Genomic DNA, 11,885 nt, shown 5'->3' with positions numbered 1-11,885 from the left:
CATATGACCATCAAGCAGTTGAATTTGCTGATTTAACCATGCGACGCATGATTCTGGACCCTATTTTGCGCGGTTATTACCCGCAAGCTCATCTAGATCGCATTAAAATGTTTTTTCCGGCCATTGAAGCTAACGATATGAACATCATTAATAGCCCAATTGACTTTATCGGAATTAATAATTACTCACGTGATCGCGTTAAATACTCACCTTGGTTTATCGGGCATAAATTTTGGCCCGAATATCAGGCCAAAGCGCCCGAAAAAGAATATGAACTCAACAACGTGCAATATACCAGCATGGGCTGGGAGGTTTACCCAGAAGGCTTATACGAATTATTAATGTTGCTTAAAGACGAATATAACAACCCTAAAGTATTTATCACCGAAAACGGCGCAGCCTTTACTGATCATATTGTTAATGATCAGGTTGATGATATTAAACGCGTTGAATTTTTTAATGCCTACCTGCATCAAGTGTCGCGAGCCATTAAAGCCGGTTCAAATTGTGCAGGGTATTTTGCTTGGTCATTATTAGATAATTTTGAATGGCATGAAGGGTTCAAAAAACGTTTTGGTTTGGTTTATGTCGATCATCAAACCCAACAACGCACAATAAAACAAAGCGGTTATTGGTTTAAATCATTACTACAAACACATAAACAAAATATCATGCAAAATGAATCAAAAAGTAAACCCTTGACTGTGGAACAAAATGGCACGAGAGGGTCAAACGTTGTTTATTAAAGTATGTATTAAATTGTGTAAGGAGGGTGTGTATTAAAATGGTGGCTTACGCTCATGCTTCGCTAAACCACCCTACAAAATCCATTTAACCCGTCATACTGCGATAAATTTATTCAATTTAAACGACGTAGACCGGTTTAGCGCCGTTGGCGCGTAAGCCGGGTGATACGATATCCGCATAAACCCAACAAAGGTTATGTACCTGAGAAAGCCACGTAAAGGTAAAAATAGGCACCTGCATTTAGAGTTCATTATGGCAGCTTACGGGCTAACCACTTCCAATTCGTGTAATTGCTTAATTGAATCTAATACATAAACTTTGTTACCAATCACTAACGGTTGACTTATTTGAACCCCAGAAGGTAGACCGAGTTTACACTCACATTCCATCGTTTTATTGTTGAGATTAACCATTTTGACAGAGCAACCATTTTTTGAATTCGAGGCGTAAAAATACTCATCATTTATCGTTGCATTCCACGACTGAACCGACGACGGCTCTTGAACAATAATTGCTTTGGAATGCTCGCCATTGACAGGGTTTAACGTATGCAGAGCCAACCCCGTATCCTCTTTTACCTTAAAGCTAATTAAGGCGTATAAAAGCCCATCATTTGCTTGATGATAATAACTAGAATAGTCGACACCACACTGGCTTAGCTGCCACAATTGCTCACCACTATTTAAATTAACGGCTGTAATAACCGTTTCTACAAAGTGAGGCGCGGGTAACCTTTTCGTTTGAATGAATACAAATATATCATCCACCATGTTAACAAAATTAGTGACTTTATAGCCTTGCAAAGTATTGAACTGGTAAATAATTTCATAATTTATTAACGCGCGTACTTCCAGCGCACGATCGTTAAAATGGACGATAACCTCTTCATTTAAAAAGCTGGTTCGATTTAATGGGCTAGGCTCATTCTCCCATACATCCTGCTTATGTACGAAAAGACTTATTGACTCAGATGTTTCAAAAATACATTCTCTAAGAAAACTATTTTCATTGATAACCCAGTAGCCTGTTGATTTGGCGTTTTTAATAGCTTTATGCTCTACCTCAAGATTTCCAGTATCTGACACACGAAGTAGGTCCCCATCAATTTGAAGATACAATTGTTTACCAGCAACCACAGGACAAATATCTCGACCTGTTAAGTGTAATTCAAAACCTTTGTAGCAAAGAACATTATCTTGGATAAATGCCAAATGTTCATCTGTAGCAACGATACAAGAAACGTTGGATATTTTGTTAACCTCAAGGATTTCCACAATAACTACTCCGCTAATCTAAAAATTTCATCAAATCGAGATTTTAATTCATTTTTCAGTTTAACATCTGATGAAAAGTTAAATTTATTAGCTGTAGTAATATCTATAGGCAAATTATCAATTGCCGTTTCCATATTGGATCTAAAGTTATCTGGCGATTTTCGCCCATCAAATATCCATTGAATTTGATCTAAATTGTTCACAGCACCATTATTTAAATCTTTAATAAACTGATTATTAAAATCAGATGGTGGTACTTTTTGAACTGATTTAAACTCAAGTAAACGTTTAGATTCTTCGAATGTCTCATCAACAACATCTATACATTATTCACATAACATATCATGCAGGACAGTCATCGATAAAATTATGTAACACTAAATAAAATCAAAGGTTTATTCGCGCCTGTCCCGCATGGTTTCCTTACGTAAAGGTAAAAATAGGTACCTTTGCTTAGAGTTCATTATGGCGGCTTACACTCGAGCCTCGTAAACCGTCTTACGGGTTGCTGGTTAATTAGAGCTCCGGGGTTCCAGAAATGAGCATCACCTATCCGACAAACAACATTTAGGAAGCTGTAGTTAAAGATAAGGATCAATAATTGAAGATAGATCCCTAAAATCAGAGCGTTCAAGTTTAGGCGTGCAACTTTCAAACACTCCCCCGTAATTAGAATATATGTTGTGAGCTTCTAAAAATTCGTATGGTTGCTCATATACATCCAAAGGAGCTATAGGTAACCATTCATCAGGTACCCAAGGACTTTTAACTTCCACTTCTAAACCATGACGCCAAGCGATTTTCGCAAATATAAAGGCTACTACCGCAACCATATTTTCTTCTAAACCAAATTCAAATTCTTTATTTCTTACACGAGCGACTTTGTTTGAAGTTAATTCATCTAAGTTGCGCTGAATACCTTCTATATCGTGATCCGCTAACGCAATAAAGTATTCATAATCCCGCATGTAACGTTTAAGTCGAGGTTTGGTCGTTGGGTTGTCCAAAATATATTCACTGCGCTTTTTAAGTAACTCAAATTCGCCACGCAATGCCAACAAGGTGTTCGTAGAGTGATACTCAAATTTATTGGTATCTAGGCAAGCTCGCTTACCTTTCACAATACCACCAACACAGGATTCATTTTGCATAGACCAACAAATAAGCTCTTCAGCATCACTCAGTAGAGGGTAAAAGTGCCTAAATGTAGAATTGAAGTAAAGTTCGTCCAATTCATGCGTTTTCCGATACACAGCCAATGCGAAAAGCTTAGCTGCATTAAACGCATTAGATTTACATTTTAGTAAGTCACTATTTTCAAACCATTCAACCAATGCACCCGATTGATACTTTACACTCAACAGCTCGAGACAGGCGATAGGATCGCCGGTATTGTAAGCTATGTGGTTTAATGCATTTGATTTATCCGCTATATATCGAGGTTTATTATGAGCAATTCCCTTCACTATTGATTCTTGGTAGTTAGTCATAAGTTTTAGAACCCTGTAAATTCACTTGCCGCTGTCACAGTACCAGTTTTTGCTTTGTTGGGCACTGTCACCTCAGTTATTAACAAACTTCCTTTATCAATATCCCCTATTTTTTTCTTAGTAACGCCAGCAATGCCAAATCGGATTGTCTTATTGGCTATAGCTTTTTTGACTTCTTTGTATGCTGGACTATCAAGTTCTAGTCTACGTAATACTTCTTTTTGCCATTCAGGGCTTCCTTGATTGGTATCACCAGCACCTTTTGTGCTTAATTTCGCCGCGCCAGAATTTTTCAGTTGTTTATTCATGCAGAATTATGTATTCATGCAGGACAGTCATCGATAAAATTATGTAATACCAAATAAAATCAAAGGTTTATTCGCGCCTGTCCCGCATGGTTTTCAGTGAGTGTAATTTTAAGACTTAACGACATTAGCCCTCAAACTCCTTAATCATATTAATGCAGGACAGTCATCGATAAAATCATGTAATACCAAATAAAATCAAAGGTTTATTCGCGCCTGTCCCGCATGGTTTACCTCAAGCCTAAAAGGTTTCGTATTTTTAAAGTAGACCGGTTTAGCGCCGTTGGCGCGTAAGCTGGGTGGTGCAATATCGGCATAAACCCAACAAAGGTTTTGTGAGTCGAGAACACCATTAGCAGGTAAAAATAAAGACCTTCGAATATGGTTCATGATGGCGGCTTACACTCGAGCCTCGTAAACCGTCTTACGGGGTTTAATCGCTGATCCCGTTTTTTGCCATCTACCTTTAAACTCAGGTAATAGCTCGGCAAATTTAACCTCAGCTTCACTCTTTCTTTTACTCGTATCCTGTATATAAGGCATAAAGTGTTGCTCAACAAAATCAAATTTGCCAAGGTAGGCGGCATAAACACAGAGCTTAACGCTTTTCTGGTCAGTAAAAGTCATATCGATGAGCTTGCATACTGAATTAAAAATACTGTCTTCACTGGTAATATCATAGTCAAAAGCAACCGCCGCTTCGCATTCTGCCAACCAACGTGTCATTTCTTGCTTAGCTAACGCGATAGAGCAACTGCCATCATTGGCAAAAAGTGACGACTCTATTAAGCTGTTTTTTCGCAAACCATAATTATTTGCTTGAAAAGTATAGGAGTCTCTTTCTCCAAATACTTCTTTTAATAAGCTTCTTTCAAAAAGTGGCAATGACAGCACAGCCCCAGCCATATTCTTTGTGCCCTGTGGCCAAAAATACAACCTTGGGTCAACTTTTATATGCAGCCATTTGTTTAATTTTTTAACAAAAAAGCCAGATGTAAACGTCCAATCGTCATGCTGACTGGCCACCTCTTTGCAATATTTTATTACGTTTGCTTTATTAAACTTAACCATCTTATAACTCTATGTCTCTTATTATATAAACCACACTTGGCGCTTTTACTAAATCTAGTTGCTTAGCCCTTGGCCCACGTAGCGTGCCCACACCTAAGGTCGCTGCATTATAATTAATAGTCTGCCCCACAGACAACTCTGATGTTGGCCCCGTTTTCACTTCTACAATAGCTTGGGCATTATTATCCAGCGTCATATTCATGCAGGACAGTCATCGATAAAATTACCTTACCCAAACGATCATACCACTATAAATTGGTTAACCCTGTGTGGTTCAAGATTCAACACCTGAGTTATTTTTTAGCGCCAACTCAAGCATTAAAATAAAAAAAACCGCACGGTTAAGATTAACCGTGCGGTTTTTACACATCAAACGTTTATTTTTACGTTCTGTTTTTCATTCTCTATTTTTATCTATCATTTATTAATAACGCTTTAACAATCGGCTACGTTACGTGCAAGCTAACAACAAGTTAACGTAGCCGAAGCCTATTTATAAAGAACGTAAAAATTTAACAATATTGTTTTTATCTGCCGACGATAGTGCATTAAAGCTATCGACAGATTGATCAGCATCACCTGAGCCCGCGGTATTTTTATGCTTATTTATCGCATCAACCAGGCTGGTTGCGCGGCCATCATGCATAAAGATAATCGCACGCTCTGTAAAGTTATGCTTATCCATTTGCTCATCATGTGTACCGATCAATGCAATCGGCATTGCCAATTCATTACGAACCACTTTGTTGTTATTCTCAAGTAACTGAATATTACGCCCTAAGCCCCAAAGTGGCGCCGTACGGTAGTTTCCATCGGCAACTTGATGTACTTTCATATCGGTATATGGGCGAATACTTAAGTCACGGAACTTCAACGGTGCTTGTAAGCTCGTACGTTGCACAGGTGTATGACAACTTGCACAGCCAACATCATCAAACAATACTTCACCTTCTTCTACACCGGCTTCATCATATGTACCAGGAAAACGAGTCGGTACGGTTAAGAACTCGGTATATTTAGCAATTAGTTCTAAATTTTCTGGTGTTATCTCTTCTGCATTATTTGGATCAATACCATGATCATTCACCAGTGCATTTTTGATTTGTTGACGAACCGTTGGCACGTCACCTGTCCATGTAAAGCCAGCTTCACGACCATCAATGTATTGTAACAAGCCCACACCAAACGTTGGTGGCGCAATACGCTCACCATTAGGCGTGTTTATAACATGTGAACCACGACCATCACGGAAATGACAATCACCACACGCAATCGGTGCACCTTCTTTTATATCTGGTAATACATTACCCATACCGGTATCGCCAGGTACCGATCCCATGTTTGATTGATCGGGTTGCTCTTGGCTAGTGCGTAATAACTTAACGCCGTGAAATAAATGATGCCCCCATAAAAAATCATCAACTTCAGCTGGTTGTGTAATTGTGGTTAAATGCTGAGTAAAGATCGCATGTTTATCTATAATGATGTCAGAAATGCCCGCACCTGTCGCACCATTTTTAAACTCCATGCCATAGTTTTTGATGTTATAAACCATGTGGGTACCGCCTTTACCGACTAACGATAAACGCGGATCACTAATTGGGTTATGAAAACCACGACCAAACGTATAATACTGGAAGGTATTGTAAGTTTGCGAGCTGATATGCCCCACGACACCGGTCATTTCAAAGCTAAGTGATTGACCATAAGACCATTCACCTTGAGCTGTATAGGTCGTTTCATTATTTGACGATATAAAGTTAAAGCGCCAAGTCGGTAACTTCGCATCACCCGCACCATTTTGCATACCCTCAACCCGCACCAAGCCTTTTTCAATCGCCCCCTGACCTTTCGAATACGGTAATTCAAAATCAAGTACAAGATTGATATTACCATTAGCCGTTGTGGTTTCTGTGGCTTCAATTGAGTAACGCGCAAGCTCAGCTAAACGCGAGAAGTTATGGCTTGCATCACGTATCGCTTCGGTAACCCCATCATAAGCTCTTGGATGACGAAAACGCATCCAGTTAGCGGCAACATCAACAAAAGAATCACGCTGAGTTAAATCAAGACGTGTTCCATCGTTAATAAATAAAGCCGTGTAACGATAAGCACTGGAAGCATCAAAACTATGATCATCATCCATTTCATAATGACCCGCACCCGGATTATTTAACTCATATCTAAAATAATACCAATATTCATTTGCGTTAACACATGCCGCAGGAATAGTCGCTTGACCACCTGAAACATTAACCGATGAAAAGTTTAATTGGTCAGGTGAACAGAAAAATTCAACATTACCATTTACTGTCGTACCTAAAGCCGAACCAAATTGCCACTCAACTGTATTGCTCATAATATCAAAGCGGAAACCATTATCGGCAACAACCATATTGCTTGGCGTTTGTAATGCATCTGCATATAACTCTGTTGGAACAGCCGTTGTTTCAACGATAGCAACAGGCCATGTTTCGTTTGCACCCTCTATTTGCCCTGGTAGCGTATCTGCCGATCTAAAATAGAGCGGTTTACCTTGGTAAGTAACCTGTAAATCACCCGTTGGTAAAGTGATCGTATTCAACTCACCGACTAAACGTGATGGACGCACTAAGGCTTCTTCACTTTCAACGATAAGCGCAGGCCAAGCGGCACAATCAACACAGTTACTTGTGCCGGAATTAGCCACATCAGGTTGGAAAGTGTAAAGCGTGCGACCAAACAATGCGTCTCCATTGCCAATTCCACCCACTAAAAAGTTGCCGGTTTCGGCGGTGAAACCATAATCAAGCGCGGGTAAAATTTCGGTATGAATACTGGGGGCAACAATTTCAGGGTTCTTACTACCCACAATCACACCGCCGCTGCTAGGTTGCTCACCATTACCAGGGGTTTCTGGGTTAGCAGCACCGCCAGCCCAATCAACCTGCCATTTAGGGAAGTTATCTGAGCCCATGCCCGGTACTTTAAGCTGCGCAGTAAAACTGCCTGCAACCATATTGTTTTGTTCAACTTGCCAGCGACCATCGACTAAACTCGCTCGATAACAATCGGCTTCAAGGTTTTTACACATGTAGTAATCACCTGTTGTCGGCCAACCTTCAAGCTGTTTATGCCAATATAATGCGGTATTGCCATTTATCACATCAAAGCCATTGTCACCATCGACAACCGGCTCTTCTGGTTCAACCGGCTCTTCCGGTTCAACCGGCTCTTCCGGTTCAACCGGCTCTTCCGGTTCAACCGGCTCTTCCGGTTCAACAGGTTCTTCTGGTTCAACGGGCACACCTTCAACACAATCAGAGTCAGCACTTTGACCAGGGTTTAACGTTTTTTGCCCTGATAAGCATTGGCCGGTTGTATTATCTTGAACTTTAAATTCAATAACATAGGCCGTACTCGCATCAACATTACCAAAGGCATGTTCGTAACGTAAACCATTAACCGTTGCACTTTGACAATTGTTATTTAAACAAAGATAAGCCCAAGAGCCGCTTTGCTCACCTTTAAGGTGATATACAACACCTTCGTTTGTTAAACCAAATTCAGCCCCGGTTACAACCGGTTGCTCTGGCTCTTGCGGTTCAGTGGGCTCTTCTGGTTCAACCGGCTCTTCTGGCGTATTAGTGCCAGAAAGCACATCACATGAGTCAGTATTAAAGGTGATCGATTCTTCAATGATCGCTTGACCCACTGCATTATCTTGTACTTTAAATTTAGCATTGTAAGTTTGACCAACAACCGCATTATTAATGGTGCGATAAAAGTATCCGTCTTCGCGAGTGGCATCTGCACAATCTGCATCACCAGCTGAACAAAGGTATTTAAAACCGCCTGTCCAACCTAAATCTTTATGATATAAACGAGCCGTATTGTCGTCTATATAATCTAATCCAAAATCAGCATCACAAGCCGCGATAGCAATATTAGGGGCCGCAAGCGCACCTGCCATTGTCATCGCAACCCAAACTTTATTCATTTTAATTTGTGGTTTATTCACTCTCTGTGTCTCCAATTGATAACACCTTGCTTAGCTTTTTAAGCTTGATTTCGGTAATAAAAAGCAAAGGTTATTGTTTTAGTTAGCAACAATTTATAAACAAATGGACTACATAACGCATACATAGCAAACTGAAACTTACATTTTGTTAACGATAACATCAACAACTATATTGTATTTGTTTTTTCAAATTAGCTTAAACAACCATCAAGCGAATGATTAATACCGAATATACGTATACTCGTACCAAACTATCGCGTTGTAAGTATTTTAAATATTGAGGGAGAAATAAATTTAGAGAATTAATTATAAAACCCTAAATATGACCACTGGTCATATTTAGGTGTTATTTATATTTTATATGGGGGGGTTAATACTATACAAAACGCTTGATTCACTTGAGGTAACAAACTCACTGCAAGGCCATAAACCAATAGCAGCAACAAGCTGATCATTATAAAATAAAAAGGGAACAAGATGGCGTTGCCAATAAGGCACTTTATATTCATGCAATAATTTTTTTATGCTGCGTTTTCTGCCACGGTTAGCGGGTTGACACAGCACAGAGCCTGAAACGCCATAATGAATAGACACAATTTCATCGGCATGCGCCGCTCTGACAGCCATTAATGAACGTTCCGGATCACAAACAAGAGCATCTTCACAATAAATAATTTGATTGTAAACAAGATTGCGCAATGGCGAGCTTAAAGGCGATGACCATATAATAGGTTTAATGACCTCGACGGGGATCTCATCCAGCAGAGGGCAAAAATACAATTTCTGCTGGTACTTCCGCAGACTCCCCTGCTTTAATTTAACTTGGGCTTGACTGTCTTCTCGTGCTTTGATTACTTCGTGCTGAATTGCGTGTAGTTGCTTTTGGCTAGGTAATTGACTGCACAATGTTTGCAGCCAACAACGCAATACAGCTCGTTGTCTATTGTCAGATAGCGTGCTTAAACGCACACAGCATAATTGATTGGCAGACACTTTAATCTGTGTTAAATCTTCGCTCGCGACTTCTTCAACAATTTGTGTATATTCAGCAGCGAGTTCGGCACTTCGCACCACACAGTCTTTAAAACCACGCCAACGTTTATTAATAATAGGTAAAACGTTATTGCGTAAAAAGTTACGGTCGAACATATCATCGGCGTTACTTTCATCTTCAACCCACTGCAATTGATTTTGCTCTGCATAAGTTAACAATGCTGTTCTGTCGGTGTTTAATAACGGACGATAAAGCGTAATTAAATCATTTACCGTACGTTTATTGGCCATAGCCGATAAGCCTTTAGGTCCACTTCCGCGCTTTAAACGAATAAAAAAAGTTTCGACCTGGTCATCTTTATGTTGCCCAGTGATAAGCGATACCGCGTTGTAAGCGCCCTCTTTCGCAATTTGATTAATGATCTCAGTGATTAAGCGGTAACGAGCATCTCGTGCTACAGCTTCTAAACTTTGCTGATTTTGCTGCGTTATATGAGCATGGGCATGATAAAAGTTAACCCCCCATTCTTCACTGGTTTGCTTGCAATGCGCAAGCCATGCATCGGCATGGGTACTTAAGCCATGATGAATATGAATAGCATAAAGCGGAAAAGCCTGTCGCTTACGTAATTCAACTAATTGTTTTAATAAAACGGTTGAATCTAGCCCGCCACTATAAGCGACAACAATGGGATAACCCAATTGAATTATTTGGTTAAATGGCGTGGTTTTCATCATCGTTAGCAATGCAATTCATAAAGTAATCTGTGAAACAATCCCATAAAAAATGCCGCTAGTGCGGCATTTTTTATCATTAAAACTAAAACAAATTTAATTTGTGTTTAGCAATAACCAAAAGACATTAAGCGATCGTAACGTTCTTCAAGTAAAGTCTCTACTGGCTTAGCGCGTAACTCAGCAAGTTGCTTGCTGATCGTTTGCTTAATATTATGAGCCATAAAATCAAAATCACGATGAGCGCCACCTAATGGCTCTTCAATAATGTCGTTGATTAAATTTAGTTCTTTTAAACGATGCGCAGTAATACCCATTGCATCTGCGGCGAGCGGGGCCTTTTCTGCACTTTTCCATAAAATGGATGCGCAGCCTTCAGGTGAAATAACAGAGTAAGTACTGTATTGCAACATGTTAACACGATCGCCAACACCAATGGCTAATGCACCACCCGAACCACCTTCACCAATTACCGTACAAATAACGGGCACTTTTAAAGCCGCCATGACTTTTAAGTTAGTTGCGATGGCTTCACTTTGACCACGCTCTTCAGCACCAACACCTGGGTATGCACCCGGTGTATCAATAAAAGTGATGACGGGCATATTGAAACGCTCAGCCATCTCCATTAAACGTAATGCTTTACGATAACCTTCTGGGCGAGGCATACCAAAGTTACGACGAATTTTTTCGGCTGTATCACGACCTTTTTGCTGACCAATAACCATGACTGGCTCGCCATTAAAACGTGCTATGCCACCTACAATAGCCGGATCATTAGCAAAAGCACGATCACCGGCTAATTCATCAAATTCAGTGAATATTAAATCAAGGTAATCTTGTGTATAGGGACGTTTAGGGTGGCGAGCTATTTGGGCAATTTGCCATGCACCTAAATCTGAAAATATCTTTTTAGATAACGCGACGCTTTTATTTTTTAAGCGCGCAATTTCTTCTTCAATGTCAATGTTTAGCTCATTGCCTTTATTAACATTTTTTAATTCTTCAATTTGTGCTTCAAGCTCGGCAACTGGTTGCTCAAAGTCTAAAAAACTTAAACTCATTAATCCTACCCGTGATTTATATCATCTCTACCTTGTCAGCCATCATATTTTACTTGGGCTAACAGTGTGATTTAGCTAACGTTATAACTAGCTAGTCAAAAATTGCGCTTATTGTATGTAACCGAATTAACGATAGCTAGCGTTTTTCTTAAAAAATACGTGGTAGTACCACTAAAACGTTACGATCGTATCAATACCAAGACAAT

9 protein-coding genes are annotated in these 11,885 nt (G+C 39.8%); 1 reads left to right on the top strand and 8 read right to left on the bottom strand.

What is annotated here, in order from left to right; genetic code table 11:
- Window positions 1–746, top strand: a 746-nt coding sequence (locus DPX34_RS19625) for a glycoside hydrolase family 1 protein (RefSeq protein WP_157964775.1), incomplete at its 5' end; no start/stop codon positions are given.
- Between the two features lie 261 nt (window positions 747–1,007).
- Here DPX34_RS19625 and DPX34_RS19620 read toward each other — a convergent pair.
- The 8 genes from DPX34_RS19620 to accA form a co-directional block, all read right to left on the bottom strand.
- A complete protein-coding gene (locus DPX34_RS19620) occupies window positions 1,008–2,021 on the bottom strand; it encodes a hypothetical protein (protein WP_111980134.1) in 1,014 nt (337 codons plus the stop codon).
- Window positions 2,022–2,602: 581 nt separating this feature from the next.
- Window positions 2,603–3,511 (bottom strand): Imm49 family immunity protein, encoded by a 909-nt coding sequence (locus DPX34_RS19610; protein ID WP_111980132.1) that lies wholly within the window; start codon window positions 3,509–3,511, stop codon window positions 2,603–2,605.
- Window positions 3,512–3,516: 5 nt separating this feature from the next.
- On the bottom strand, window positions 3,517–3,819 hold the full coding sequence (locus DPX34_RS19605) for a hypothetical protein (RefSeq protein ID WP_111980131.1): 303 nt from the start codon (window positions 3,817–3,819) through the stop codon (window positions 3,517–3,519).
- Between the two features lie 396 nt (window positions 3,820–4,215).
- Window positions 4,216–4,887: a hypothetical protein gene (locus DPX34_RS19595; RefSeq protein WP_111980129.1), complete on the bottom strand. Its 672-nt coding sequence runs from the start codon at window positions 4,885–4,887 to the stop codon at window positions 4,216–4,218.
- Between the two features lies 1 nt (window position 4,888).
- Complete coding sequence (locus DPX34_RS19590; RefSeq protein ID WP_157964800.1) at window positions 4,889–5,089, bottom strand: hypothetical protein; 201 nt, start codon at window positions 5,087–5,089, stop codon at window positions 4,889–4,891.
- 291 nt (window positions 5,090–5,380) lie between these two features.
- Complete coding sequence (locus tag DPX34_RS19585; protein ID WP_111980127.1) at window positions 5,381–8,887, bottom strand: family 31 carbohydrate-binding protein; 3,507 nt, start codon at window positions 8,885–8,887, stop codon at window positions 5,381–5,383.
- Window positions 8,888–9,244: 357 nt separating this feature from the next.
- A complete protein-coding gene (gene tilS / locus DPX34_RS19580) occupies window positions 9,245–10,618 on the bottom strand; it encodes a tRNA lysidine(34) synthetase TilS (RefSeq protein ID WP_111980126.1) in 1,374 nt (457 codons plus the stop codon).
- Between the two features lie 104 nt (window positions 10,619–10,722).
- Window positions 10,723–11,679, bottom strand: a complete 957-nt coding sequence (accA, locus tag DPX34_RS19575; protein WP_111980125.1) for an acetyl-CoA carboxylase carboxyl transferase subunit alpha — start codon at window positions 11,677–11,679, stop codon at window positions 10,723–10,725.
- Between the last annotated feature and the right edge of the window lie 206 nt (window positions 11,680–11,885).

It is taken from the genome of Algibacillus agarilyticus (assembly GCF_003286125.1).
Taxonomy (GTDB): Bacteria; Pseudomonadota; Gammaproteobacteria; order Enterobacterales; family Alteromonadaceae; genus Algibacillus; species Algibacillus agarilyticus.
Note: the sequence above shows the minus strand (reverse complement) of the source record. Positions and strands in the feature narration are given on the sequence as shown.